The sequence below is a fragment of the Roseinatronobacter sp. NSM genome (assembly GCF_052379845.1).
Lineage (GTDB): Bacteria > Pseudomonadota > Alphaproteobacteria > Rhodobacterales > Rhodobacteraceae > Roseinatronobacter.
In genome coordinates, this window is the sequence record NZ_JBQTCF010000011.1 from 62,768 (window position 1) to 87,362 (window position 24,595).

General features: G+C 61.4%; 24 protein-coding genes. 13 read left to right on the top strand and 11 right to left on the bottom strand.

The features are described 5' to 3' along the window. Positions 1–49: 49 nt before the first annotated feature. The 3 genes from ACTZWY_RS08085 to ACTZWY_RS08095 form a co-directional block, all read right to left on the bottom strand. Entirely contained in the window at positions 50–1,357 is a 1,308-nt protein-coding gene (locus tag ACTZWY_RS08085; protein ID WP_444790183.1) for a flagellin N-terminal helical domain-containing protein, read from the bottom strand. Between the two features lie 218 nt (positions 1,358–1,575). Further along, on the bottom strand, positions 1,576–1,914 hold the full coding sequence (locus ACTZWY_RS08090) for a hypothetical protein (RefSeq protein ID WP_444790184.1): 339 nt from the start codon (positions 1,912–1,914) through the stop codon (positions 1,576–1,578). Beyond that, positions 1,907–2,203 (bottom strand): rod-binding protein, encoded by a 297-nt coding sequence (locus ACTZWY_RS08095; protein ID WP_444790185.1) that lies wholly within the window; start codon positions 2,201–2,203, stop codon positions 1,907–1,909. The genes ACTZWY_RS08090 and ACTZWY_RS08095 overlap by 8 nt, the downstream gene beginning before the upstream one ends. A 100-nt stretch (positions 2,204–2,303) precedes the next feature. Between ACTZWY_RS08095 and ACTZWY_RS08100 the strand changes: the two genes are divergently transcribed. After that, the gene (locus tag ACTZWY_RS08100) at positions 2,304–3,845 is read left to right on the top strand and encodes a hypothetical protein (RefSeq protein WP_444790186.1); all 1,542 of its coding nucleotides are present in this window, start codon (positions 2,304–2,306) and stop codon (positions 3,843–3,845) included. A 72-nt stretch (positions 3,846–3,917) separates the two neighbouring features. Beyond that, on the top strand, positions 3,918–4,574 hold the full coding sequence (locus tag ACTZWY_RS08105; RefSeq protein WP_444790187.1) for a flagellar hook capping FlgD N-terminal domain-containing protein: 657 nt from the start codon (positions 3,918–3,920) through the stop codon (positions 4,572–4,574). A 477-nt stretch (positions 4,575–5,051) separates the two neighbouring features. Here the strand turns inward: ACTZWY_RS08105 and betA are convergent, their stop codons facing one another. From betA to betI, 3 genes are all read right to left on the bottom strand, one after another. Next, positions 5,052–6,692, bottom strand: a complete 1,641-nt coding sequence (betA, locus tag ACTZWY_RS08110; protein ID WP_444790188.1) for a choline dehydrogenase — start codon at positions 6,690–6,692, stop codon at positions 5,052–5,054. A gap of 112 nt (positions 6,693–6,804) precedes the next feature. Continuing rightward, the gene (betB, locus tag ACTZWY_RS08115; protein ID WP_444790189.1) at positions 6,805–8,256 is read right to left on the bottom strand and encodes a betaine-aldehyde dehydrogenase; all 1,452 of its coding nucleotides are present in this window, start codon (positions 8,254–8,256) and stop codon (positions 6,805–6,807) included. Next, positions 8,253–8,837 carry a choline-binding transcriptional repressor BetI gene (gene betI, locus ACTZWY_RS08120; RefSeq protein WP_444790190.1) on the bottom strand — a complete coding sequence of 195 codons (585 nt, stop codon included), beginning with the start codon at positions 8,835–8,837 and terminating at the stop codon, positions 8,253–8,255. The genes betB and betI overlap by 4 nt, the downstream gene beginning before the upstream one ends. A 104-nt stretch (positions 8,838–8,941) precedes the next feature. Here betI and choX point away from each other — a divergent pair, with 104 nt between their 5' ends. The 3 genes from choX (at position 8,942) to choV (ending at position 11,847) form a co-directional block, all read left to right on the top strand. Next, complete coding sequence (choX, locus tag ACTZWY_RS08125) at positions 8,942–9,868, top strand: choline ABC transporter substrate-binding protein (protein WP_444790191.1); 927 nt, start codon at positions 8,942–8,944, stop codon at positions 9,866–9,868. Between the two features lie 123 nt (positions 9,869–9,991). Next, entirely contained in the window at positions 9,992–10,810 is an 819-nt protein-coding gene (gene choW / locus ACTZWY_RS08130) for a choline ABC transporter permease subunit (RefSeq protein WP_444790224.1), read from the top strand. Beyond that, positions 10,807–11,847 (top strand): choline ABC transporter ATP-binding protein, encoded by a 1,041-nt coding sequence (gene choV / locus ACTZWY_RS08135; protein WP_444790192.1) that lies wholly within the window; start codon positions 10,807–10,809, stop codon positions 11,845–11,847. Before choW ends, choV begins: the two co-directional genes overlap by 4 nt. Positions 11,848–11,854: 7 nt before the next feature. Here choV and ACTZWY_RS08140 read toward each other — a convergent pair whose 3' ends face one another. Beyond that, entirely contained in the window at positions 11,855–12,709 is an 855-nt protein-coding gene (locus tag ACTZWY_RS08140; protein ID WP_444790193.1) for a lytic transglycosylase domain-containing protein, read from the bottom strand. A 321-nt stretch (positions 12,710–13,030) separates the two neighbouring features. Here ACTZWY_RS08140 and ACTZWY_RS08145 point away from each other — a divergent pair, with 321 nt between their 5' ends. The 4 genes from ACTZWY_RS08145 to ACTZWY_RS08160 all read left to right on the top strand — a co-directional run bounded on the left by ACTZWY_RS08145 (position 13,031) and on the right by ACTZWY_RS08160 (position 16,768). Continuing rightward, complete coding sequence (locus ACTZWY_RS08145; protein ID WP_444790194.1) at positions 13,031–13,261, top strand: Flp family type IVb pilin; 231 nt, start codon at positions 13,031–13,033, stop codon at positions 13,259–13,261. A gap of 242 nt (positions 13,262–13,503) precedes the next feature. Next, the gene (gene cpaB, locus ACTZWY_RS08150; protein ID WP_444790195.1) at positions 13,504–14,346 is read left to right on the top strand and encodes a Flp pilus assembly protein CpaB; all 843 of its coding nucleotides are present in this window, start codon (positions 13,504–13,506) and stop codon (positions 14,344–14,346) included. A gap of 282 nt (positions 14,347–14,628) precedes the next feature. Then, a complete protein-coding gene (locus ACTZWY_RS08155; protein ID WP_444790196.1) occupies positions 14,629–16,035 on the top strand; it encodes a type II and III secretion system protein family protein in 1,407 nt (468 codons plus the stop codon). 121 nt (positions 16,036–16,156) lie between these two features. Then, positions 16,157–16,768, top strand: a complete 612-nt coding sequence (locus tag ACTZWY_RS08160; RefSeq protein WP_444790197.1) for an OmpA family protein — start codon at positions 16,157–16,159, stop codon at positions 16,766–16,768. 107 nt (positions 16,769–16,875) lie between these two features. Here ACTZWY_RS08160 and ACTZWY_RS08165 read toward each other — a convergent pair whose 3' ends face one another. The 4 genes from ACTZWY_RS08165 to nrdR form a co-directional block, all read right to left on the bottom strand. Beyond that, positions 16,876–17,523 (bottom strand): hypothetical protein, encoded by a 648-nt coding sequence (locus ACTZWY_RS08165; protein ID WP_444790198.1) that lies wholly within the window; start codon positions 17,521–17,523, stop codon positions 16,876–16,878. A gap of 7 nt (positions 17,524–17,530) precedes the next feature. After that, positions 17,531–17,983 carry a nucleoside deaminase gene (locus tag ACTZWY_RS08170; RefSeq protein ID WP_444790199.1) on the bottom strand — a complete coding sequence of 151 codons (453 nt, stop codon included), beginning with the start codon at positions 17,981–17,983 and terminating at the stop codon, positions 17,531–17,533. Between the two features lie 90 nt (positions 17,984–18,073). After that, positions 18,074–19,141, bottom strand: coding sequence for a bifunctional diaminohydroxyphosphoribosylaminopyrimidine deaminase/5-amino-6-(5-phosphoribosylamino)uracil reductase RibD (gene ribD / locus ACTZWY_RS08175; RefSeq protein WP_444790225.1), 1,068 nt, complete (start codon positions 19,139–19,141; stop codon positions 18,074–18,076). Between the two features lie 30 nt (positions 19,142–19,171). Continuing rightward, complete coding sequence (nrdR, locus tag ACTZWY_RS08180) at positions 19,172–19,639, bottom strand: transcriptional regulator NrdR (protein WP_444790200.1); 468 nt, start codon at positions 19,637–19,639, stop codon at positions 19,172–19,174. 224 nt (positions 19,640–19,863) lie between these two features. On the opposite strand from nrdR, the gene ACTZWY_RS08185 reads away from it, so the two are divergent. The 4 genes from ACTZWY_RS08185 (at position 19,864) to ACTZWY_RS08200 (ending at position 24,594) form a co-directional block, all read left to right on the top strand. Continuing rightward, the gene (locus ACTZWY_RS08185) at positions 19,864–20,526 is read left to right on the top strand and encodes an SDR family NAD(P)-dependent oxidoreductase (RefSeq protein WP_444790201.1); all 663 of its coding nucleotides are present in this window, start codon (positions 19,864–19,866) and stop codon (positions 20,524–20,526) included. A gap of 196 nt (positions 20,527–20,722) precedes the next feature. Beyond that, positions 20,723–22,042: a pilus assembly protein TadG-related protein gene (locus ACTZWY_RS08190; protein WP_444790202.1), complete on the top strand. Its 1,320-nt coding sequence runs from the start codon at positions 20,723–20,725 to the stop codon at positions 22,040–22,042. Next, on the top strand, positions 22,039–22,590 hold the full coding sequence (locus tag ACTZWY_RS08195; RefSeq protein WP_444790203.1) for a TadE/TadG family type IV pilus assembly protein: 552 nt from the start codon (positions 22,039–22,041) through the stop codon (positions 22,588–22,590). The genes ACTZWY_RS08190 and ACTZWY_RS08195 overlap by 4 nt, the downstream gene beginning before the upstream one ends. 6 nt (positions 22,591–22,596) lie before the next feature. Next, positions 22,597–24,594, top strand: a complete 1,998-nt coding sequence (locus tag ACTZWY_RS08200) for a TadE/TadG family type IV pilus assembly protein (protein ID WP_444790204.1) — start codon at positions 22,597–22,599, stop codon at positions 24,592–24,594. The last annotated feature ends 1 nt before the right edge of the window (position 24,595 follow it).

Sequence of the window (24,595 nt, forward strand, 5' to 3'; positions counted from 1 at the left end):
TCACTGATCAGGAGGTGAGCCCCACGAAAGGGGGCTCACGACGCTGTTATCAGCGGAACAGTGCCAGAATGTTCTGGGGCTGCTGGTTCGCAATCGACAGCGACTGGGTTGCCAGCTGCTGTTGCACCTGAAGCGCCTGCAAACGTGCTGAAGCCGCTTCCATATCAGCATCGACAAGGCTGCCAATGCCTGTTGTCAGCGCGTCAGACAGGTTCTTGATGAATTCTGCCTGCGTATCGATGCGGGTTTGCGCAGACCCGAAGGCCGCAGCCGAATCGATGGCGGTCTGGATCAGCCCTTCAATGTCGGCCAGGGCGGAACTTGCGCCTGCTGCTGTGCTGACATCGATATCGTTCAGCGCTTCCAAACGCCCCCCGATTTCGACATCATTCGTCTGAATGGCCTGCAAGCTGACGTTGTTGCCAGCCCCTGTTTCACCCGTGAAAGTCACCGTTGCAACACCGTTTGTTGCCACAGTCACCGCTGCGGACAGAGAGCTGTTCGCGTCCAGAGTGCCAGCTTCAATCGCGCTGGCAACCCGGGCATTGAAGGCATCGGCCAGCCCGCGCGCCATATCCGCCTGTGTGTCACCGTCGCGTGCGACATAGCTTACGTCGCGTGTCGCATCGTTGAACGCTGCGCCAACACTGCCTGCCGCAGCAGAGATGTTGATCTGAACGCCCATGCCAGCTTCAACACTGTCAATCACAACAGCCGTGGTTGGTGGCGTTGCAGCACCTGTCAGCGCAACAACTGCAGCCGCATCCAGCGCACCGCTGATGTTGCTGCCGCTACCTGCGGCATCTGCGGTTCCGGCAGTCCAGTCTGTTGCGTTCGTGCCCAGGTCTTGCTTGGCCACATCGATATTTGCCGATGCAACACTTCCGTCAGATGCGCGGTCCAGCGATGACAGCACATTGACCGTTCCAGACCCTGCAGTTGCGTCGCGGTTGGACAACAAGTTCAGACCATTGAACTGCGCAGCAGTCGTGATCGAGGTGATCTGCTCGCGCAGGGCCACGATATCCGTCTGGATTTTTACGCGATCAACGTTTTCTTCCTGCGCGGAAACAATCGCCCCTTTCATCTGGGTCAACAGGTCCGTGACGGTTTCAGCCGCTTGCGCACCCACAGCGACAGTGGACCGGCCCAAGGCCAGACTGTCAGAAATCGCAGAGAACCCTTTGACATCGGCCTGCATGGTCTTGGAAATAGCCCAGACAGCGGCGTTATCTTTGGCGGAGTTGATGGACTTCCCGGTCGAGATTTCGCTTTGCGTTTGCGCCATGTTCTTGTTGATACCGCGCATTGTTTGCAGGGCCACCATTGCGCCGGTATTGGTCAGAATGCTTGACATGTTATGCCTTTCTTTTTGTGCATTTTGCACATGAGTTTTCAGTCACCCACAGGGTGAGGTTTGCTGCATTCTGCATTCAGACGATTAAAAACCGCTATCGCCACTCGGATCTTCTGCCGACAAAATGGATTTTGGCGCAAGCAAGTTACCAGAGCATGAACGAGCGCGTGATTCGATGTGGTCCACCCCGATTTCCTGCAAACATGGTAAACAAAGCTTCACGCGCGATGCGCCAACTTCCCCGACCGCGGCAAAAGCGGGCTTTGTGTGCCATCTTTTTGATAAAACGATGTATTTCTTGCCTTGTGATGGTCCATGACAATTCCGCGCACGCCCGAAATTCCCTTCGCGATTGCGGCCAGAAGCGCCTGATTATGCGCATTTGCATCGCGCAGCTCCGCAAGCTTGCTGTCGTGCAAGGGATGCGCGGACAATTTCTGAACCAGCGTTTCCTTGCGTTCGGCCAGCTCCTCAAGGCTGTCGAAATCCGCGCGCAGAAGGGCTTGTTTTTCTTGATCCAGCAAGGTCCGAAGCTGTTTGATCATACGTTCACTCACGCGTGCCGTCCCCTGATTCTATGTTGGCGCGCATCACCATTTCGGCCAGCCCGATCCCACCACGCGCCGCAATCGCGCGCGCCTGCGCATCCAGCAGAAATGACGCAAACTGGTCCTCCCCAACGCCACCTTCAATCCCTGTCGTGGGCTGGCCGGCACCCGCGGCGCGCAGCATTTCCGCAAGGACAAGGGCTTCAAATTCGACCGCGCTTGCCGCATGTTGCGTCTGGTTTTTGGATACCCTGTCCAGCGCGGGCATCTGCGCATGAAGCGATGTAAGTTCCGGCATTTTTCGTCCCCTGAATTGAGTCGCATTCGTCAAAATACCCGCTGTCTGGTAAAGATTCGGTAATCACTTCGTGGGATGGTGCGTTATCCAGGAGGATGCGATGATCATCGGACTTGCAGCGGACACACATATAACTCAGGGGCCTGTCGCCGGCGAGAGCAAGGCGCCGCCCCCCCCTGCCCAGACCAGTCAAAGCTTTGCACGGGTGCTGGCCGGCCAAATGGCCGCGCTGGTTGATAGGGCGCAGCCCGTTGCACCCTCGCCGCCAGACCCGGAGACCAGCACCACGATGGACATGTCCGATGTCGATGAAGATAACGCAGTGCTGGCGCCCCTTCTGTATCCTGCGGAAACAGAAGGTCAGCCCACGTCAGACTTGTCTTCCGTGCCGGATCTGCCCGAAACTGCCGCGCAAGCTGCGCTGCCCGAACACAGCTCCGCCGAAATGGATGGGCTGCCTGTAGCTGAACGCGCCGCGCAACTGCCCCAACGCGGCGAAAACGCGCCGCCCGCCATGCAGGACGGGCCACGCGAGAAGCCCTCACCATCCGACAGCGCGGCAGGGCGCAGCGCCCCCCCCCCGGACGTGCCGCGCAAACGCCCCGTAAGCGCGCTTGAATTCCACATCGCACCGCCCCCCCCGCGGGTCATCGACGCGCCCGCAACCGACACAACAGACGGGACCCAACCAGCCATGGCGTCCGTGACGGGCGCGCAGGTGGCCGACGCGCAAGACATTGATGCAACCACACAGGTCACCTTATTGCAGGCTTCCCCCGCCAGCGTAGCATTGCAGGTCACATCCGCCAGCGCGGCATGGCAGGCTGCGCCCGCCAGCGCCGAATTGCAGGGCACATCCGCCGGCGCGGCAGCGGACATGCCCGTTATACAGGTGGCCCGGGTGCTTGCAGCAGGGACGCGCGCGGCAGGGACATTTGTTATCGGTCAGGACCCCATCTTTGACGGTGGGCAGGTTGCCCCCGTGGTGCGCGCCAAATACAGCCCAGCGGAGGTATTCCACACAGCGTTTACATCTGTTGAAACAACGCCCGGACCCGACCGCCAGCCGCCCCCCCTGCCCAACGCCGCAGCGCCACAGGTTGACACGCTGTTTCAGGCCAACGCAGCTGTGGTCGAGCAACTTCTGACCCAGCCCGCGCCCGAGTCACAGGTTCAAACCGCCGAAGCTCAGGCGTTTGGCGCAGGTGACAGCGCGGCCAGCCAGACCCAGCGCGCCACCGCAGCGCTGATACGCCCCGAGGCGGCCTTGTCCTCCAGCATGGCGCAGGCACTGCAAACGGTATCAGACTCCGGTCAAGGCGTGTTCGAGCTGGACATCTGGGACGGGCTGGGTGGCAAGTTGCGTATTTCCGTGTCTGCCATTGATGGCGCTGTCCAGATTTCCATGCTTTCGGGCAGGGTGGATATGCTGGACCTGTTAAAAAGGTCCCTGAACCTGCTGCGCGACGACCTGACCGCGCTGGGGTTCAAAAGCATCGACCTTAAACTGGTCAACGCCAGCGCGGCTGCACCGTTGCACCAGTTACAGATTCTGCACCCCGCCGCGCGGACCCGCGCCGATATGGTTTTCGACACCCCGTCCGCCCCGCCGCGCCCTGCCGGAATTGACATGCGACTATAGCCCGCGAGCCGGGACACCCGCGCCTGCCCCACATACCCCGCCTGCGTATCCATCCATAGATCGAGAGTGACCATGTTCAGCGTCCAAAACGACATATCCGCCACCCAGACGACAGGTGCTGCGCCACAAGCTGCGAAAACAGCGCTCAGCGACGGGTCCGATTTTGCGATGTTTCTGCGCATGCTGACCACGCAAATGCAGAACCAGAACCCGTTGAACCCCGTAGAGGCATCGGATTTTGCCGTCCAACTTGCAACGTTTTCGGGGGTTGAACAACAAATCCAGACCAACCAGTTATTGGGAAAACTAGCCGACCAGATGGTGTTCTCCGATCTGGCAAGCTGGCTGAACAAGGATGTGGCGACAAATGCGCCAGTGCCCTATGCCGGGGCCCCCCTGACACTTCATGCTGCCCCGGTCGCGGATGCGACACAACGCGAATTGATCATTTCCAATACCCAAGGTCAGGAACTTGCGCGCGTGCCTGTCAGCGCGGGACAAAGTGACATTGTTATTGATCTGGCCCATGACGTGCCGACAGCTTTGCCCCACGGGTCCTACCAGTTCACGGTCGAGGATTTTAACGCCAGCGGCAGCCTGTCCACCACCAGCGCCATGCATTACGCCCCTGTTCAGGAAGTGCGCAACATCAACGGACAGGTGCTTCTGGTTCTGGAGGGGGGGGCGCAGGTCAACAGTTCGCAAATCACTGGCATACGGGGGGCGTAACCGGACAGGGGCGCGCGCCCCCACGCCCTTTGCGGGAAACCAGGGCGCAATCAGATCGCATGGATCAGCCTGCCCCAACGGCCAAGGGCCAGATCATCGCCATCACGACGACAGTGCACTGGCCTTTTGGGGCCATATCTCGGGGCGACTTTTGGTGTTGCGTCTTTCTGCCCCCGCCAAAATGCGCCGCGCTCACAAACCGCAGCGCGCCCAGGGCCAACCGTTTGGACGCAGGCCGCGTTTTCGCACAAAACGCACACATCGCCCCCCCACCCCCGCGCCGGACGTCCTGGCAGGGACGCCGCGCCCCAACTGCCCTGCACGGGCAGCCTATAGCGCCAAAAGGACAGCAATTTTCACACACAACCAGCACGCCAGAGTCTGCCTGCGTTCATCAGCCTTCTTGCTGCTCATCCTACCCCTGTCCGGTCACGTGTTTTTATGCGCAAAACCGGTTCGCAGTTTGCGCAACACGCTTTAGCGCTGCGAATTTTTCCAATCAGGATGAAGGCAGGGCGACAGGTTTTCTGATGCAAGCCTGCGCCCCAGAATATGATCCGCGATCTTTTCCCCCACCATGAGAGAGGGCGCATTCAAGTTCCCGTTGGTGATGCGCGGAAACACAGAACTGTCGGCCACCCGCAAACCCTGAACCCCGATAACACACCCCTGCGGGTCCACGACCGCGCCGGGGTCATCTGCCCGGCCCATACGCGCAGTGCCACAAGGGTGATAGGCACTTTCGACATGGTCGCGGATAAAGGCATCGAGTTGGGCATCCTCCACCCTATCAGCCCCCGGCTGGATTTCGCGGCCCAGATAGGGTTTGAACGCCGCCTGCCCCATGATGTCGCGCGTCAGCCGGATGCACGTGCGAAATTCCGACCAGTCATCAGGATGGCTCATGTAATTGAAACACACGCGCGGAGCATCTTGCGGGTGCGCAGACCGCAGGCGCACCCATCCGCGGCTTTTCGACCGCATCGGCCCCACATGGGTCTGGACGCCGTGCCCCTCGGCCACGGCCTTGCCGTCATAGCGCACAGCGATGGGTAGGAAATGATACTGGATATCGGGATAGTCGACACCGGGGCGCGACCTGATGAAGGCGCAGGCCTCAAACTGGTTGGACGCCCCCGGCCCCGTGCGCGTGAACAACCACCTCGCCCCCACCCAGGCCTTGCCCGGCAGCGACCAGTATTTATACAGCGTGATGGGCTGCGTGGCGGCATATTGCAAATACAGCTCCAGATGATCTTGCAGGTTCTGGCCCACACCGGGACGGTGCGCACGCACTGGAATGTCATGCTCGGCCAGATGGTCGGCAGGGCCAATGCCCGACAGCATCAGCAATTTCGGGGTGTTCAGGCTGGACGCGGCTAGGATAACTTCCGCGCGCGCGCCCAAATGGCGACCATCCGTCAACATGACCCCGGTTGCGCGGTTCTGCTCGTCCAACACCACTTGGGCCACTTCGCCGCGCACCAGTCGCGCGTTGCCCGTTGCCAGCGCGGGGCGCAAATACGCATCGGCCGCCGACCAGCGCCGCCCCTGCCAGATCGTGGCCTCCATCGCGCCGAACCCTTCTTGCGCGGCGCCGTTATAATCCTCGGTCAGGGCATAGCCTGCCTGCGCACCGGCCTGAATGAAGGCGTCGAATAGCGGGTTCGCGCGCGCCCCGCGCGTCACATGCAACGGCCCGTTTGTTCCCCGCCATGGCGACGGGGCCGGGCCGTGCCAGTGTTCCATGCGTTTGAAATATGGCAGCACGTCGCTAAACGCCCAGCCGCTTGCGCCACTTTCGGCCCAATGGTCGAAATCACGCGCATGACCGCGCACATAGACCATGCCGTTAATGCTGGACGACCCGCCAATAACCCGCCCGCGCGGACAGGCAAGAACCCGCCCCCCCAGATGCGGTTCCGGTTCGGTGCGATAGCCCCAGTCATAGCGGCGCATGTTCATTGGATAGGACAACGCCCCCGGCATGCGAATGAAGGGGCCTGCATCGCTGCCCCCCGCTTCGATGACCAGCACGCGATGGCCTGCCTCTGACAGGCGCAAGGCAACTGCGGACCCGCCCGACCCGGCACCGACAACAATGTAATCCGCTTCCATCCGCCGCTACCCCCGCGCCCGCGGTTGCGTCTGCGCGCGCTTGCGCGCGCCTTGAAAAAAGCTGTCGCGCGCCGTCAGGCGCGTGTCCGCAAGGTCAGGCCAGGTCAGCTGGTCAATAGGGCGCATCGACATCGCCCAAACCCAGATAGACCGACTTGATGCGCGTGTAATGCTCCAGCGCCGCATGCCCGTTTTCGCGCCCTATGCCGCTGGCCTTCACCCCCCCGAACGGCATTTCCACCGGGGTCAGGTTATATGCATTCACCCAGACCGTGCCCGCCTGCATTGCGCCTGCAACCCGGTGCGCGCGCGCCAGATCGCGGGTGAACACGCCTGCGGCCAGCCCGTATTCCGTGGCATTGGCGCGCGCGATCACTTCGGTTTCGTCGGTGAAATCCAGAACCGACATCACCGGGCCAAAGATTTCCTGTTGCGCCAGCGCCATGTCGTCGCGCACATCCGCAAAAACTGTCGGTTGCACGAAACAGCCGCTTGTGCCGTGGCGTGCCCCCCCGCAGACCAGCCGCGCCCCCGCATCCAGACCGCGCGCAATATGGCGCAGCACCTTGTTCATCTGCTCCTCAGACACAAGCGGGCCCATCTGGGTCTGTGGGTCCAGCGGGTCGCCCAACCGGATCTGGCGGGTGCGCGCGGCCAGCCTGTCCAGAAATTCCGCCTTGATGCGCTGGTGCACGAAGACCCGCGTGCCGTTGGAACAGATTTGCCCAGCCGAATAGAAATTGCCCAAAATAGCCGCGCTGACGGCGTTTTCCACATCGGCATCATCAAAAATGATCAGCGGTGATTTGCCGCCCAGTTCCATGGTTACAGCGCGCATGCCTTGCGCAGCGGCGGTATAGACCTTGCGCCCCGTGGGCACCGATCCGGTCAGCGACACTTTGGCCACGCGCGCATCGCTGGCCAGCCCTGCCCCCACCGCTCCGCGCCCCTGCACCACATTGAACACCCCCGCAGGCAAACCCGCTTCATGCAGGATCTCGGCCAGCGCCAGCGCACTTAGCGGGGTCAGTTCCGAGGGTTTGAACACCATTGCATTGCCAAATGCCAGCGCGGGCGCGGCCTTCCAGCAGGCAATCTGGATGGGGTAATTCCACGCCCCGATCCCTGCGCACACCCCCAGCGGCTCGCGCAGGGTATAGGCCATGTCACGACCCAAGGGGATGGTCTGGCCGGTCACTGTGGGTGCGAAACCCGCGAAATATTCAAACGCATCCGCGCCTGACGCCGCATCGGCGACCAATGTTTCCTGAAGCGGTTTGCCCGTATCCAGTGTTTCCAGCACCGACAAGTCGTGATTGCGCGCGCGCAAGATCATCGCAGCGCGGTGCAGGATACGCCCGCGTTCCACAGGCGCCAGCGCGGCCCATGCGGCTTGCGCATCGCATGCCGCCTCCAGGGAGCGCGACAGGATGTCGGGTGTCGCCTCGTGCAGGCGCGCGATCACCGCGCCCGTGGCGGGATGGATGCTGTCAAACGCCGCGCCGCGCGTGTCTTCAACGAATGCGCCGCCAATGAAATGGCTGGCTTTGGGCTGTGTGTTCATTCTGTCCTCCTGCTCAGGGCGGCCTGCAGCCAGCTTGTGACCTGTTCTTCGGCGCGGGTGCCGTTGGGGTCGCCCGTGCCCAGCGCCTCGCGCAGGTAAACGCCGTCAATCATCGCCGCTGCCCCTTCGGCCAGATCGGCGGCACGCGCCCCCGCCATCGGGCGCAGCGCATGGCGCAGATTGCTGCGCAAACGTTGCTGGTAAATGCGCAGCAGGCGCGCAGCCTGCGCATTGCGCTGCGCCATGACATAGAAATTCAGCCATGCCGAAACCGCATCGCGGCGAAAATTGCTGCCACTGAAGGAAACGCGGATCAGCGCCTGCAAGCGCTGTTGCGGTCCAGTGGCCATGCCCAGCGCGCCGCGCATTTCCGCACCATAGACCGCCAGAATATGGCGCATGGCCGCCAGAAACATTTGTTCTTTGGACCCGAAATAATGATGCGCCAACGCCGACGACATGCCCGCACGCCGGGCAATGCGGCTGACCGTCACCTCTAATGCGCCGGTTGCGCCAATCTCGGCAATTGCTGCCTTGATCAGCGCGTCCCGCCTGATAGGTTCCATTCCAAGCTTCGGCATGATCGCACCCTGTAGCCTTTGTTCATGATTTCAGGTTGCAAGATGACTAGCTGATTGTTTATTGATTGGTCAATCAAGAAAAAATGAAACCGGGAGAACTGCCTATGACCCTTCGCCTGACATGCTTTGCCGCCGCCGCCACACTGGCCGCCGCGCCCGCATTTGCCACCTGCGACCAGATCACCTTTTCTGATGTGGGCTGGACTGACATTACCGCCACCACCGCAGTTGCAACCACGATTCTGGACGCGCTTGGATATGACACCACCACATTGGTTCTGTCGGTGCCGGTGACCTATACATCCATGGCCAACGGCGATGTGGATGTGTTCCTTGGAAACTGGATGCCCACCATGGAAGCCGACATCGCCCCCTACCGCGAGGCGGGCAGCGTGGACACAGTGCGCCGCAATCTGGCTGGCGCGAAGTACACACTGGCCACGAATGCCACTGGCGCGGCGCTTGGCATTTCCGGTTTCGCCGACATTGCCGCGCAGGCGGGGGCGCTTGAAAACCGCATCTACGGCATTGAGCCGGGCAATGACGGCAACCGCCTGATTTTGGACATGATCGAAGCCGATGCATTCGGTCTGGCCGGGTTCGAACTTGTCGAAAGTTCCGAACAGGGCATGCTGGCGCAGGTGGCCCGCGCGGACCGTCGCGGTGAAGCAGTCGTCTTTCTGGGCTGGGAACCCCACCCGATGAATGCCAGTTTCGAGCTGACCTATCTGGCGGGGGGGGATGACTGGTTCGGGCCGGATTTTGGCGGCGCGGAAGTCTACACCAACACCCGCGCCGGTCTGGTTGCGGAATGCCCCAATCTGGGCCAGTTCCTGAACAATCTTGAATTCACGCTGGACCTGGAAAATGAAATCATGGGGGCCATCCTGAATGACGGCACCCTGCCCGAAGACGCCGCGCGCACATGGCTGTCGGCCAACCGCGACGCGATTGCCCCATGGCTGGACGGCGTGACCACCCGCGACGGCGATGATGCGCTGGCGGCCGTGCTGTCCGCGCTTGACGGCTAGCCCGCCCTTGACCTGCCGCCCCGGACCATGTCCGGGGCCAACATGCGCCGGGGCTGACCCGGCGCCTTTTGCCAGAACTGGAGCAGATGCGTGTCAGATACATTAACAACCCTGCTGACAGACATGAAAATACCTGTCGGGCGCAGTATTGCAGCGGGGTTTGACTGGCTTCAGGATACGTTCATCACGGCCTTTGACGGGTTGGAAGCGGCCCTGCGCAGCGCAATTGGCCTGTTGGCCAGCATCCTGCAAACCCCCCATCCATTTGCCGTGATCGCGGGGTTTTGCGCCATCACATGGGTTTTGCAACGAAAGCTGGTGCCCGTGCTGATTGTCGCGGCCTGCGCGCTGTTTGCCCTCAATCAAGGGTATTGGGTGCTGACCATGCAGACCCTGACACTGGTTCTGGCGTCGTGCATTCTGTGCATGGGGGTGGGCGTGCCACTGGGCATTTATTCTGCCCATCACCCGCGCTTTTACCGTGTGCTTACGCCGGTGCTGGACCTGATGCAAACCTTGCCGGTGTTTGTGTATCTGATACCCGTTCTGGTGCTGTTCGGGCTGGGCATGGTGCCGGGGCTGGTGGCCACGGTTATTTTTGCCATGCCAGCCGCCATCCGGCTGACGGAACTTGGCATCCGCTCCACCCCCAAAGCGCTGACAGAAGCGGCAACTGCCTTTGGGGCGACCACCGGCCAGCGCATCCGCAAGGTGGAATTGCCCTATGCGTTCCCGCAAATCATGGCCGGGCTGAACCAGACCATCATGTTGTCGCTGTCCATGGTGGTGATTGCGGGGCTGGTGGGCGCGCCGGGGCTTGGGGTGCCGATTGTACGCGCGTTGAACACGGTCAATGCCGCGCTGGGGTTTGAAGCGGGCGCGGTCATTGTGACAATCGCCATCATGCTGGACCGCATGCTGCGCGTGGAGGCGAAACGATGACCGACCCCGCAATCCGGTTTCGCAATGTCTCTATCGTGTTTGGCAAGAACCCCTACAAGGCCATCCCCCTGATGGAAACCGGCCAAAGCCGCGAGGACATCAAGCGCGCCACAGGGCAGGTTCTGGGCGTGCATGACTGCACGCTGGATGTCGGGCATGGCGAAATTGTTGTCCTGATGGGGCTGTCAGGGTCCGGCAAGTCCACATTGCTGCGCGCGGTCAACGGGTTGAACCCCATTGTTCAGGGCGATGTGCTGGTGAATGACGGATCAGCCCTTGTCAGTGTGCCAAAAGCGGGGCGCGCCACATTGCGCCGCTTGCGCAGGCATTCGGTGGCGATGGTGTTTCAGCAGTTCGGGCTTCTGCCATGGCGCAGCGTGCGCGAGAATGTGGGCTTCGGGCTGGAACTGGCAGGCGTGGCGCGGCGCGACCGGCGCGAGAAGGTGGCGCAGCAACTGGACCTTGTGGGCCTGGCGCAATGGGCAGATCAGCCTGTCAGCGCCCTGTCAGGCGGTATGCAGCAGCGCGTCGGGCTGGCGCGCGCCTTTGCCACGGATGCGCCGATTTTGCTGATGGACGAACCGTTTTCCGCGCTGGACCCGCTGATTCGCGCCAGATTGCAGGATGAATTGCTGCAACTTCAGCAGCGCCTGAAACGCACCATTGTATTTGTCAGCCATGATCTGGACGAGGCCTTCAAACTGGGCAATCGCATTGCCATTCTTGATGGCGGGCGCATCATCCAGTCGGGCACGCCTGCGCAAATCCATGCGCGCCCCGCTACACCCTATGTTGCTGATTTTGTGGCGAATATGAACCCGCTGAACGTGTTGTGCGCGCGCGATGCGCTGGCGGTAGCAAACACACCCGCCGCCAGTGGAACAATTGATGGCGGCCTGCCCATCCGGCAGGTCATGGACCGCATGGACACCCGCACCACCTGCCTTGAAGTCACCGAAAACGGGCGCAGTCTGGGGGTTGTGACCCCGCAATCGGTGCTGGCCGCCCTGTCCGCGCGCCCCCCCGACCCGCGCTGACGGGGCCTTACCCCGCCTGACCGATGCGAAACACGCACCCGTCGCTGGGCAGTTCCGGCAAGCTTGCGCACAGACCGCGCGCAACCAGCCATGACGCCAGCACCTTTGGCACATAGTCGCGGGTTTCCGCAAACGGGGGCACGCCGGAATTGCGCCGCACCGCCCCTTCGCCCGCGTTATACCCCGCCAGCGCCAGCACAATGTCATTGTCGAAATGGCGCAGCAACCAGTCCAGATAGGCCACGCCACCGCGAATATTCTGGCCAGTGTCAAACGCATCAGTGACCGAAAACCGCGCCGCAGTGGCGGGAATCAGCTGCATCAGCCCCTGGGCACCGGCATGGCTTATGGCATCCGCGCGCCCTGCCGATTCCACCGCGATGACGGCCAGCACCAGCGCGGGCGATATGTTCGTGCCCACCGTCGCGCGCAGAATATCTGGTCCATAGGCCTGCGCCAGTTCCTGCAGGAACTGCAACCGTGGCACCGGCACGTCGCGCCCGTCGGGGGGGGTGTTCAGCGCCGACATGGCCGACAGGAACCGCCCCGACCCATCGTCCAGCGCGGGCGAAACCCTGTCCCAGAACCACGCCAGACTGGAGGGGGGTGCCACGCCTCCGCCGTTGGGGGCGGGGCGCGCAAGGGCCTGCGGACTGGGCCGCGCCGCCATGAACCTGGCCTGTTCTTCGGGGTCGATCTGCACTGTAATGCGCGGGCCCGCCCCTTGGCCCGGAACCACCCGCCGAAAGGTGAAATCACCGTCTTGCGCGCCCCCGCCATGTGGCACCACGGCCAGCACCATCGCCATCACCAAAGGTGCGGCCCATGCGGCCTTGCGGCGTGGCGGCGCGATTTTCGACATCGGGTTAACTGCTCTTTTACATATTTCGTTGAATATGCCCTGAAACACCCCGCCTTGCCAGCCCCTTCGGGATGTCAGGCGTCAGGGGGAACACGGTGAGCTGAAAATGGCGATGTGTGATGCGTAATGCCTGCCTGGGCGCGGGCAGGAAGAAAATTAAGAAAAATCTAAGAAAATTCACCTTGCGCGAAAATCGTACCTTTTCTGCCCAAATCAGGACACGATTCACTGGCTTATTCAGTCTCAGCCAAGCGGTGAACAAAACATGGTCTGAGTAACCGGTTCGGCAGAGTAGCAAACGTAAAACCTGGAGAGTAAAAAATGAAATTGTTCGCAAACATCAAATCCTTCGCCGCAGACGAATCTGGTGCTGTCACCGTCGATTGGGTTGTTCTGACCGCCGCCATCGTGGGCCTTGGCATTGCTGTTATCGCATCGGTTCAGGGCGGCGTGAACACGCTGGCCAACTCGATCTCCTCCGCTGTTTCCACCACCGCCACTGGCACCACACCGGGCGCAGCACCTGTCCCAGCTGAAGAACCCGAAACCTGATTTCACCCCTGGCACAGCGCTGTCTAGCGCGTGACCAGCCACAGATGAAAGCGGCAGGGGCACAGGCACCCTGCCGCCTTATTCAGTTATACGACCGCATTGAACGCGCGCGCAGCCGCCCCCCCCCATCCTGCGCAAACTTGCCACAGTCGGGCCAACAAGGTGCCGCAGTTTTGTGGAAGTGTTCTTTGTAACGGTAAACACCCCCAACCGGGGTCGTTGTAAATGTAAGGAAACACGCCATGCGCCTTTTATTCGCAGCAGTTCTTCTGGCAGGGCTTGGGCTTGCGGGCTTTGCTGTCTATCAAACGCAGCAATATGTCAGCCAGATGGAACGCGAACTGGTCGCGGCCCGGTCCGCGCAGGTCAATTCAGGCCCCGAAACTGTCGATGTCTATCTGACGCGGCGCAATCTGCGCTATGGCGAACGCATGACCCCCGCCGACCTGATGACCGCCCCCTTCCCCGCCGATGCCATTCCGGTGGGCAGTTTCACCGATATTGACGCCATTTTCCCCGACGGCATTCCCCACCGCACTGTGTTGCGCGCCATGGACACCCGCGAACCGCTATTGACCAGCAAACTGACCGAACCGGGCAAGGAAGCGGGCATCACATCGCACCTGACACCGGGCAAGCGCGCCTTCACGATTGACGTGAACCAGACCAGCGGTGTTGCGGGCTTCTTGCGGCCGGGCGACCATGTTGATGTGTTCTGGACAGGGCGCAGCCGCGAATCCGGTGACATGACCAGCCTGATTGAACCGCGCATGCGCATCATCGCAGTAGACCAAAGCGCGGATATGGAACGCCGTTCCGAAGCCACCCTTGCGCGCAACGTCACGGTCGAGGCCCTGCCCGAACAGGCCGCAGCATTGGCACAAGCCCAAAGTTCGGGGCGTTTGTCACTGGCGCTTGTGGGCATTAATGACGATTCCATCTCCGACTCCATCGAAATGACGCAAGACCGCCTGCTGGGCGTGGTGCGCGAGGAACGCGTGGCCGTGGAAGCGGAACGCACCTGTCATGTGCGCACCCGTCGTGGGAACCAGCTTGTGCTGATTGAAACCGCCTGCACAAACTGACAATTTTGCAACATTTCCACCAGCCAAGGGCGCGCGATCCCGTATCGCGCGCCCTTTTGCATATCGCGCGCCGGCCTGCGCGCGCATCCCCCTACCATATAGGGTAGGGAATACTGCCCCCCCCGGCCAAATGGGGCCATGTCACAGGACAAAGTTGCAAAATTCACATCAAGAACACCCGCGAAGCACTGAAAACTTGCAAAAAAAACCGATTTGCGCCATGCTTTGTCAAAATCGGGGAAAACCCCATCATGAAACAGGCAGTTGTTCGAGGCAGTTCAGATGAATTTCAAGACATTGGCGGCGGCGCTGCTTGCAGGAAGCGCAGTTGCGCTTATGGTTCCGTCGGGCGTGCAATCGGAAACCTTGCGCGTGCTCAATGGCGCGTCTTCCTCCACGCTGAGTATTCCGATGAACAGGGCCGTTGTCGTGGAAACCGACACGCCCTTTGCGGAATTGTCGATTGCCAATCCCGGCATTGCCGATATTTCCACACTGTCGGACCGCTCTATCTATGTGCTGGGCAAGGCACCGGGGCGCACCACGCTGACAATTCTGGGCGCGGATGGCAGCCTGTTTTCAAATGTCGATGTGCAGGTCACCCCCGATATTGCCGAATTCCGCGAAAGATTGCGCCAGATCCTGCCAAATGAACCTATCGAAGTGCGCACTGCCAATGACGGGCTTGTGCTGTCAGGTATTGTCTCAACCGCGGCGCGTCTGGATGCGGCCATGGAACTGGCGCAGCGCTACGCCCCTGACCGCGTGTCCAACCTGATGAGTCTGGGGGGAACACAGCAGGTCATGCTGAAAGTGCGCTTTGCCGAAATGAACCGCGCAGTGGGCAAGCAGCTTGGTGCAAGTTTCGAAATCGGGTCTGGTGCCGCAACCCCGAATGTGCGTCTTGGCTCCGGGGTGCTGGACGGGGCTGCGGGAAATGCTGTGGACCTGCCCGGTGCGGCAGGGTCCAGCCGCCGCGGCGCTTTGGGCTTTCGCGTGGGCGGCGGCAGCCTGACAGCGCAGGTCCTGCTGGAAGCGCTGGAATCCCAGGGGCTGGCGCGCACATTGGCCGAACCCAACCTGACCGCGCTTTCGGGGCAGGAAGCGTCCTTTCTTGCGGGCGGCGAAGTGCCGGTGCCCGTGGCCACATCGGACGGGAATGTTTCGGTCCAGTATCGCCCTTTCGGTGTGAAACTGGACTTCACGCCCCGCGTGCTGGAAGACAACCAGATCAACCTGACCCTCAGCGCCGAGGTCAGCTCTATTGATACGGCCTTGTCCACCGGCACGGCTGCCGGCGGCATTCCGGCGCGGTCCTTTCGCACGCGGGCCACGCAAACCACCGTTGAATTGCGCGATGGAGAAAGCTTCGCCATCGCGGGTTTGCTGGAGGATGATTTCCGCGCCAGTTCCACATCCGTGCCATGGTTGTCAGACATTCCGATCCTTGGCGCGTTGTTTCGCAGCTCAGATTATGAACGCCGCCAGACCGAACTTGTCATCATTATAACCGCACATCTGGTGACCCCCACCCGTGGCGAGGCCCTGATGCTGCCCACCGACCGCGTGCGCCCGCCGTCAGAACGCGACCTGTTCCTGAACGGGCGGTTGTCATCCCGCAACAGCGGCGCCGAAGGCGAAGTCGCGCGGCAGGATTTTGGCGGCCCCTATGGCTATGTGCTGGATTAAGGCATGTCCGCCCGGTTCGGAAACAGATTGCGACGCGGGCAACATCACGTAAAGTAGCGCAAAGCGCGCGCATTGAAGTGACCTGCACGGTCAGCCGGGCCATAATGATCGGATATTTATCATGAACAGACGTTTTTTCATGCTTGGCGTTGCGGGAACCACCTTGGCCGCCTGTGCAGGCCCGAATGCCAATGAAGCGGGGCTTGCGCTGGATGAAGGGGGCTTTGGCAACCCGACAATGCACAACACGCTGGTTCAGACGGGGCGCATAAACCTTGCGGAAATCATGAGCCGCCGCTTCGAGGCAGAGGTGCCCGCAATGGTGAATTTCGCCTTTGACAGTGCCACCCTGGATGCAGAGGCCCGCCACATCCTGCGCCTTCAGGCCCATTGGATGAAGCAGTTTCCCGAACTTCGGTTCCGTATTTTCGGCCATACCGATGCTGTGGGCAGTGCGTCCTACAACCAGCGCCTGGGCCAGCGCCGTGCCGATGCCGTGCGCCATTTCCTGATGCAACAGGGTGTGCCGCGGGGCAGCATCATCGCCACTGTGTCGCGCGGGCAATCGCAGCCGCTGATCGTCACACAGGGGCGCGAACCGGCCAACCGGCGCACTGTCACCGAAATTGCCGGCGCAATTCGCCGCCATCCCACTATTATAAATGGCGAATATGCCCGCGTTCTGCACCGCGAATACATTGCCAGCGCCACCCCCCGCGCCACTGACAGCTAGGGCGCATCGCGTTCATTCGCATTCACGCGATCCACTCTAACCTTATGATGTCGTATGCTTTTTGCGCAAAACTGGTTCCCGATTTAGCGCGACATTCAGGGGCTGCGTTACGGCGCGGCCCGGCCGGCGCGCATATGGCGGATGTAAACGCGAATCATCCAGCCCAGCATAATTGCATTCAGGATATGCCACATAAAATGCGTGCCCAGCGCGAATTGCGCGCACAGCGCTGCATCGGCGATGCGAAACCCCAGCGACACGCACAGCATGCCAGCCCCCGCCAAAAGCCCCTTGCCGGTGGGCGTGTCGCGCAGCCACAGCCCATATCCCGCAATCAGCACCGCCACACTGAAATAAAGCGCATTCGCCCCCGCGCCGGGCACCAGCACATCGGCCAGCGCCCCGAACCCCGCTGCATAGGGCACAAACCCCACAGTCACCAATGCCGCCAGCCATACTGGCGCGCGCAGGAAATCGCGTGTGGCCACAAACAGATAGACCAGAATGAACACCACAATCGGCAGCACGTCCAACAGCCCTGCCCAGCCCGTGGCGTGGGTGTGCCATAAATACGACCCTATGCCGATCGCCATCAGGACAAGCGCCAGCAGCCGCGCGGCAACCAGGCCGCGGGTTTGCGGCCAGACAATCAGCGCAGCTATCACAAACGCAACATTTGTCACGGCATTGACAGGCTCCGACCAATAGGAAAAGTCGGTGCGTTCGCAATAGGCTATGACCTGTTCTTGCCACATTCTGTTCTTACCGCAACTTGTCAAAAAACGACTTCAGCATATGCTCTGACTCTTGTGCGCGCAGGCCGTCATATATTTCGGGCACATGATGGCATTGCGCATGTGAAAACACCCGTGGCCCCTGCGCAACCCCGCCGGATTTCGGGTCGGACGCGCCATAATACAGCCGCGCAATGCGTGCATGCGACAGCGCCATCGCGCACATCGGGCAGGGTTCCAGCGTGACGTATAAATCATACCCTGACAGCCGTTCCTGGCCCAGCGCCGCACAGGCCGCGCGAATGGCCAGCATCTCGGCATGTGCGGTCGGATCATGCAACTCTCTTGTGCGATTGCCCGCCGCCGCAATCACACGCCCACCCGGATGGGCAATCACCGCGCCCACAGGCACTTCGCCACGCAAGGCGGCGGCGCGCGCTTCGTCCAGCGCCAGTTGCATATGACTGCGAAAGGGACTCATGCCCCCTCAGATGGCCTGCACGCGCGCGCGACACAAGCAAAATGAATTCCAGATTTCATCTTGCCCCAAATACTCAAACATTACGCCACATCAACCCGCGCGCGACCACAGTTGCATGACATCGCCGCCCACCGGCTGCACCCGCACCAGCCGGAACTGGGGCGCGCAGGCAAGCTGCGCAAGCCCCAGATCGCCCAGCCCCGCGCGCCCGTCCGCGCCGATCAGCTTGCCTGCACTGAACACCACCATCTGGTCCACCAGCCCCGCACGCAGCAAACTGGCCGCCAATGCGCCGCCGCCTTCGCAAAACACCCGCGTCAGCCCCCGCCCCGCAAGCGTTTGCATCATGGCCACCGGGTCCAGCCCCCCCACCCCCATGGGACAGGCCAGCGTCATGGCGCCCGCATCCTGCCATTCCTGCGCGCGCGCGCGCGCCGCCTGTGGGCCATGGACCAGCCACACCGGCGCGTCGCGCGCGGACCGCCCCAGCCTGCTGTCACAGCTCAGGTCCAGCCGGGGGATGGCGACAATGCGCACAGGCTGATGCGTGGTGCCCAAGCCACGAACCCGCAAATCAGGGTCATCGGCGCGCGCAGTGCCTGCGCCCACCAGCACCGCATCATGGCACGCGCGCATGGCATGCACGGCGCGGCGCGCCTGTGGTCCGGTAATCCAGCGGCTTTCGCCCGTGGCCGTGGCAATGCGCCCGTCCAGTGTCAGCGCCAGTTTCAGGGTGAGCAGCGGGCGGTTTTGCGTCAGGCGCAGCAAGAAACCCGCATTGGCCGCATGGGCGGCGGCCGCTTCGACACCTTCGACAACCTCGACCCCGGCGGCGCGCAACATCGCATGCCCGCGCCCCGCCACGCGCGGGTCAGGGTCGGTCAGCGCCGTGACCACACGCGCCACGCCCGCGCGGATCAGCGCGTCTGAACACGGTGGCGTCTTGCCATGATGGGCGCAGGGTTCCAGACTGACATAGGCCGTGGCCCCGCGCGCATCACAGGCGGCAAGCGCCATCGCTTCGGCATGGGGGCGCCCGCCCGGTTGCGTCCAGCCGCGCGCCAGGATGCGCCCGTCCTTCACAATGACGCAGCCCACCGCAGGGTTGGGCCACACCCGCCCAAGGCCGCGCCGCCCCAGCGCAATGGCCAGCCGCATGAAGGCGGGGTCAATCGGGTGCGTCAAGGTCTAGTCGGCCTCTTTGGGTTCGGGGCGCAGTTCGGACACGAATTTGTCGAAATCATCGGCTTCCTGAAAGTTCTTGTAGACACTGGCAAACCGCACATAGGCCACGGTATCAATGCGCGCCAGCGTTTCCATGACAATCTCGCCGATCATCTTGGACGGAATGTCGGTATCGCCCAGCGATTCCAGACGCCGCACCATGCCGGAAATCATCTGGTCGATACGGTCATGTTCAATGGGGCGTTTTTGCATGGCAATCCGGATGGAGCGTTCCAGCTTTTCGCGGTCAAACGCTTCGCGCCGGCCATTGGTCTTGACCACGACCAGATCGCGCAATTGCACACGTTCATAGGTGGTGAACCGCCCCCCGCAGGCCGGACAGAAGCGCCGTCGCCGGATGGCACCGTGATCCTCGGCGGGGCGTGAATCCTTCACTTGCGTGTCGGTATTGCCACAGAACGGACAGCGCATGACCTCTCCCTCGGGTTTGTTCGGGTATCTGACGCAAGAACTATAGGCAAACCCCGACTGATTGGGTAGCGCGAAATGCCTGCCACCAGATACGGGCGGGGCGTTGTTGCATGGCGGACTCAGGGGGGGGCCGTTTGCGGGCGCGCTGGATTTTCCCTGCCACGGTGTGCCCGTGCGGCATGCTGGCCCTTGTCTTGGCGTCAATCCAGTGGCAAGGAATGGCCATGACACAGCACCCTGAAAAAAAGCTTGCCCTGATCACGGGCGCATCGCGCGGCCTTGGGGCTGCATTGGCCGAAACCCTTGCGGGCACGGGCTGGCATATTGTGGCCGTCGGGCGCACCCTGGGCGCGCTGGAGGAACTGGATGACCGTATTCAGGCCCTTGGCGGCAGTGCAACACTGGCCGCGCTGGACATCACCAATGACGATGCCATGCGCCATTTGTGCCGCGATATACATGACCGTTGGGGCGCGCTGGACCTGTGGGCGCATATGGCCATCTATGCCCCGCCCATGACGCCCGCCGACCATATTCCGCTGAAGGATTGGGAAAAATGCGTGGCGGTGAACATGCGCGCAACCGGATTCCTGATTCCCATGGTCGCGCCCTTGCTTGCGGCCAGTGCGGACCGTGGCACCGCGCTGTTTGTGGATGACCCTGCCGCCTCGGGGCGGTTCATGGGGGCTTATGGTGCGTCCAAATCCGCGCAAATGGCGCTGGCACGCGCATGGCAGGCCGAAAGCACGAAAACCGGCCCGCGCGTGCTGATTGACGCAGCCCCCCCCATGCCCACCGCCACCCGCGCGCGTTTCTTCCCCGGCGAGGACCGCGCCACCCTGACGCCCTGCACCACACAGGCCGCGCGACTGGCCGCGCAGCTGTAACGCCGATTGGCGCGTGATGGGCCATGATGCACCGATTTGGGCGCAAAGCCGCCCAAATGCCGCCACAATACCCCGCTAATTTTATGAATAATTAAGGTTGGTATGCGTAACCCCGGCTGGCAGCCCCGAAAAGCTGTCATCACTGGGCGCGCAGGCAGCGATTTTGCGCTGCTGCGGTGTTAAAAGGTGCAAAGTCATGCTGAAGCTACTCCACGCCCAATCCGGCCTGGTGCCCCTGTTGCGGCGCATAGCCATTTTCCAGCGTGCCGAAGATGGGGCAATCCTGATATTTGGTCTGTTCGCCTTCGTCATCATGTTGTTGGTGGGCGGCGTTGCCGTGGACATGATGCGCTATGAGGCGCACCGCGTCCATATGCAGGGCACCGCAGACAGGGCTGTTCTGGCCGCTGCCATGCTGCGCGAAAACCCCGCCAACCCCGATCCCGCCGATGTGGTTCAGGCCTATTTCGACGCCGAAGGGCTGGGGGATCATGTGCGCGGGCGTATCACAGTGCAGGACTCCGCGGCGACCGGGCGCACGGTCAGTGTCGCCCCCGAAGGCAATATGGACACCTTCTTCCTGCGCTGGAGTGGGGTAAACCGGCTGAACATGGCCACCCCCGCCACCGCAAGCGAAGGGCTGGCGGAAGTTGACATTGAAATTGTCATGGTGCTGGACGTGTCAGGGTCCATGATGGACGTGGGGCGCATGGACAATTTGCGCTCGGCGGCAATCGACTTCGTCGAGGAAATGCTGGGCGACAGCCAGAACGGCAATGTCGCCATCACCTTTGTGCCCTACAGCACCGAAGTCATCATGCCTGCGGGCACGCTGGGGTATTTCAACAATCTGGCCGATCCGCTGTCAGGGTCGATGCACAACGCCTTCTGCATTGATTTTCAGTCATGGGACAGTGTGACCGACACCATCAACGCGCCCATGATCCGGCGCAATTGCGTGCTAAGCTCGAACACCAGCTATCTGATCAACGAAATGCCGATCCGCCCGTATGTGCGCGACGTGACAACCGCCACCAACATCATCAACGCGCTTGGCCCGAACTGGGGCACCTCTATTGATCTGGGGGTGCGCGCGGGCGCAATGTTCTTTGACCCCACCCTGCGCCCGGTCATCAACCACCTGGTCGACAGTGGCGAGGTGGACAGCATTTTCGCCAACCGCCCCCATGACTGGGACCGCCCCGCCACAGTGCGCGCCATGATCCTGATGACCGACGGCGAAAACTGCTGCTTTTGGGAAAACGATCCCAGCACACGCAAGCCTGACGTGGAAACCCAGGACGCGGACACTGTGTCGGTCTGCACCGCGCTGAAGGCGCAGAATGTGCAAATTTACGGCGTCGCATTTGAAGCGCCCGAAGGCGGGGCAAGATTGATGGAAGCCTGTGCCTCCTCGCCCAACCATTATTTCAACAGCTCCGGCGAGGAACTGATTGCGGCCTTCCAGTCCATCGCCACACATGTGCAAACCTTCTCGCTGCGGTTGACACAATGACAGGTCTTTGGGGTATATCGCACGCGCTTTCGCGCTTCCGGCGCAATGACGACGGCGCGGCAACAGTCGAATTTGTCATTCTGTTCCCGCTGGTGCTGGCCATGATGCTGGGTGCCATTGATCTGGGGATCACCATGTTGCGTCAGGTCATGCTGGACCGCGCCGTGGACGTGACTGTGCGCGATGTGCGCCTTGGCAAGATCGGCACCAACGGGTCAGAGCGCATGTCTGACCTGATCTGTTCCAACGCCGTCTTGCTGCCCGATTGCAACAACAACATTACGGTGGAAATGATGCCGGTGAACACATCGGATTTCACCGGCCTTGATGGCCCGTTTCCCTGCATCGACGACCAGCAGCAAATCACCGCTGCTGTGACGTTCGACCCTGGCGCTGGCGGCGCAGAACAGGAACTGATGCTGCTGCGCATCTGTGTGATCGCCGAACCATTTTTGCGCGTGACCGGTCTGTTTTCCGGTCTGGATATCAACCCTGACGGAAAACTTGTGCTGACCAGCCGCAGTGTATTTGTCAACGAACCTAGGTAACACGCCATGATCTGCCAATCTGTGCTTGCCCGAATGATGCGCCCCATCACGCAATTCCGCGCCGAGAGTCGCGGGTCTGTCAGTGTGGAAATGGTGCTGGTGCTGCCGCTGCTGATATTTGCCTATGTCGCCAGTCTGGTGTTTTTCGACGCCTTTCGCGCGCGGCGCGATGCGCAGGTGGCCGCGCTGACAGTGGCCGATCTGTTGTCGCGCAACACGGCCGCTGTGACCACCGCCTATATGGACGGCCTGAACGAAGTGTATGATTTCCTGATTTCAGGCGATCAGGAAACGCGGCTGCGCATGTCATCGGTGATGTGGGACCAGATTGCGGATGAACCGCAGGTCATGTGGTCCTATGGCACGCGCGGCTTTCTGTCGCTGGATGATTTTGCCGCCATAACCGCCGATGATGACAGGGCCGAGGATTTTGCCGCCAGCCGTGGCCTGAACGTGGCTGTCAGCAATCTGGCGCGGACGCAGGCCAATGGCGGCGGCATAGGCCTAAGCGTTGCGCAGCAGCGGATCAACGCGCGCCTTGGCACTGTTGATTCAGGCACGCCTGTTTATGACGATATCAACCCGTCTTTGTCTGGCAATCACGGTCGCTTTGACTCGGTTGACCTGCAGGCGCCAGTCGCGGATCTGGGCGACCGCATCCCACCCATCCTGCCGGGAGAGGCGCTGCTGCTGGTCGAAAGTTTCAGCATGTGGCAGCCACTCTTTACCCAAATCCTGCCCGCCACACGCCTGACCCCCATTGCCGTGACGCGCCCGCGCTTTTCGCCCTTCATCAATTACGAAGGCAATACCACAACCTTCCCCGAAGGCTTGCCCGAAACCTTGCCCGAAGTGGGCGAACCCGAAGCCCCCATCGAGGAGGAGGAAGAAGAAACCCCGCCAGAGCCTGAAACCAGTGTCACAATCATTGACACCGCGTTTACCAGTGGCGTGCCCGCAGGCTGGTCCAGCACCACGCTAACACAAACCACAAACCCCACATTGGGCAATTTCCTTGGCCCGTTTGGCGGTGAAACATGGACCGCGCCACTGACCTATGGGGTGAACCTTGGTGAAACATCCCAATCCGCGCGGTTCGAATTCAACCTGTTCATCATCGACAGTTGGGACGGGTATGATGCCACTTGGGGGCTGCCCGAAGGCGAAATGTTCGCCCTGACCGTCAATGGCCAGTCCATCGCCACCGAGGCCTTTCAAGCTGGCCCATGGGGCAATATGGCCGCCACGCGCCGCACAGTGGCAGACCGCCCAGAGGGGCGCTTCACCACCACAATGACCCTGCTGGAAAGCACCCAAAACCAATGGGGCAGCGGCTGGACCGACCAGATATGGCGTGTCGTTGTCGATGTGGAAAACCCCGCAACCAGTTTCACCATGGGGTTCAGTGCCAATCTGGATGAAGCCATTGACAATGAATCCTTCGGCCTGCTGAATTTCAAGCTGACGGCGGAACGTGGCGCCCATGGCAGCCGTTTCATCCCCCCGGCAAGTTTCGCCCTGAACACCACAAATAAATTCCCCCGCTATTCCGGCTGCCCCGACACGCGCCTGTCGGCCAAAACCCACAATCTTAGTGTAGATAACCTGTGGTCGCCCGAATTGCGCCACCGCGCCCGCGCAGGCGGCGGCCAACGGCTGACCAGTTGTTCGGGCTTTGGCGGCTGGTTCAGCCCCTATAGCGGCTATTTCGACGCGAACCCCAGCTTTGTCATCAATTACGACAAGCAAGGCACAAACTGGGATGGCAGCCGCCTGCGCATTGAAACCAACGATGGCAATTCCGGCTATAGCTGCAATTCCGCCTTGCTGGCACGCGACTCTGTTGGCCAGTGGCATTTCAGCGACAGCATCAGCTTGTTGGGATTGCTCAATAACAATGCGCGGCTGAACATGGGCCATATTCCTAGCGGCACAATCCATGTCTGGGTGGGGCGGTCTGCCTCCGGGCAGTGCAACACGGATATACAGTTCAGCAATTACTGAT

Excerpts from the sequence above, each read along its gene's own strand:
- ACTZWY_RS08100 (WP_444790186.1), top strand. The coding sequence starts at position 2,304 with ATGATCATCGGACTTGCAGCGGACACACATATAACTCAGGGGCCTGTC.
- ACTZWY_RS08160 (WP_444790197.1), top strand. The coding sequence starts at position 16,157 with ATGAACAGACGTTTTTTCATGCTTGGCGTTGCGGGAACCACCTTGGCC.
- betI (WP_444790190.1), bottom strand. The coding sequence starts at position 8,837 with ATGCCGAAGCTTGGAATGGAACCTATCAGGCGGGACGCGCTGATCAAG.
- ACTZWY_RS08145 (WP_444790194.1), top strand. The coding sequence starts at position 13,031 with ATGAAATTGTTCGCAAACATCAAATCCTTCGCCGCAGACGAATCTGGT.
- ACTZWY_RS08105 (WP_444790187.1), top strand. The coding sequence starts at position 3,918 with ATGTTCAGCGTCCAAAACGACATATCCGCCACCCAGACGACAGGTGCT.
- ACTZWY_RS08165 (WP_444790198.1), bottom strand. The coding sequence starts at position 17,523 with ATGTGGCAAGAACAGGTCATAGCCTATTGCGAACGCACCGACTTTTCC.
- choV (WP_444790192.1), top strand. The coding sequence starts at position 10,807 with ATGACCGACCCCGCAATCCGGTTTCGCAATGTCTCTATCGTGTTTGGC.
- ACTZWY_RS08190 (WP_444790202.1), top strand. The coding sequence starts at position 20,723 with ATGCTGAAGCTACTCCACGCCCAATCCGGCCTGGTGCCCCTGTTGCGG.
- ACTZWY_RS08170 (WP_444790199.1), bottom strand. The coding sequence starts at position 17,983 with ATGAGTCCCTTTCGCAGTCATATGCAACTGGCGCTGGACGAAGCGCGC.
- choW (WP_444790224.1), top strand. The coding sequence starts at position 9,992 with ATGAAAATACCTGTCGGGCGCAGTATTGCAGCGGGGTTTGACTGGCTT.
- betB (WP_444790189.1), bottom strand. The coding sequence starts at position 8,256 with ATGAACACACAGCCCAAAGCCAGCCATTTCATTGGCGGCGCATTCGTT.
- ACTZWY_RS08155 (WP_444790196.1), top strand. The coding sequence starts at position 14,629 with ATGAATTTCAAGACATTGGCGGCGGCGCTGCTTGCAGGAAGCGCAGTT.
- betA (WP_444790188.1), bottom strand. The coding sequence starts at position 6,692 with ATGGAAGCGGATTACATTGTTGTCGGTGCCGGGTCGGGCGGGTCCGCA.
- ribD (WP_444790225.1), bottom strand. The coding sequence starts at position 19,141 with ATGCGGCTGGCCATTGCGCTGGGGCGGCGCGGCCTTGGGCGGGTGTGG.
- ACTZWY_RS08095 (WP_444790185.1), bottom strand. The coding sequence starts at position 2,203 with ATGCCGGAACTTACATCGCTTCATGCGCAGATGCCCGCGCTGGACAGG.
- choX (WP_444790191.1), top strand. The coding sequence starts at position 8,942 with ATGACCCTTCGCCTGACATGCTTTGCCGCCGCCGCCACACTGGCCGCC.
- ACTZWY_RS08085 (WP_444790183.1), bottom strand. The coding sequence starts at position 1,357 with ATGTCAAGCATTCTGACCAATACCGGCGCAATGGTGGCCCTGCAAACA.
- cpaB (WP_444790195.1), top strand. The coding sequence starts at position 13,504 with ATGCGCCTTTTATTCGCAGCAGTTCTTCTGGCAGGGCTTGGGCTTGCG.
- ACTZWY_RS08140 (WP_444790193.1), bottom strand. The coding sequence starts at position 12,709 with ATGTCGAAAATCGCGCCGCCACGCCGCAAGGCCGCATGGGCCGCACCT.
- ACTZWY_RS08185 (WP_444790201.1), top strand. The coding sequence starts at position 19,864 with ATGACACAGCACCCTGAAAAAAAGCTTGCCCTGATCACGGGCGCATCG.
- ACTZWY_RS08200 (WP_444790204.1), top strand. The coding sequence starts at position 22,597 with ATGATCTGCCAATCTGTGCTTGCCCGAATGATGCGCCCCATCACGCAA.
- ACTZWY_RS08195 (WP_444790203.1), top strand. The coding sequence starts at position 22,039 with ATGACAGGTCTTTGGGGTATATCGCACGCGCTTTCGCGCTTCCGGCGC.
- nrdR (WP_444790200.1), bottom strand. The coding sequence starts at position 19,639 with ATGCGCTGTCCGTTCTGTGGCAATACCGACACGCAAGTGAAGGATTCA.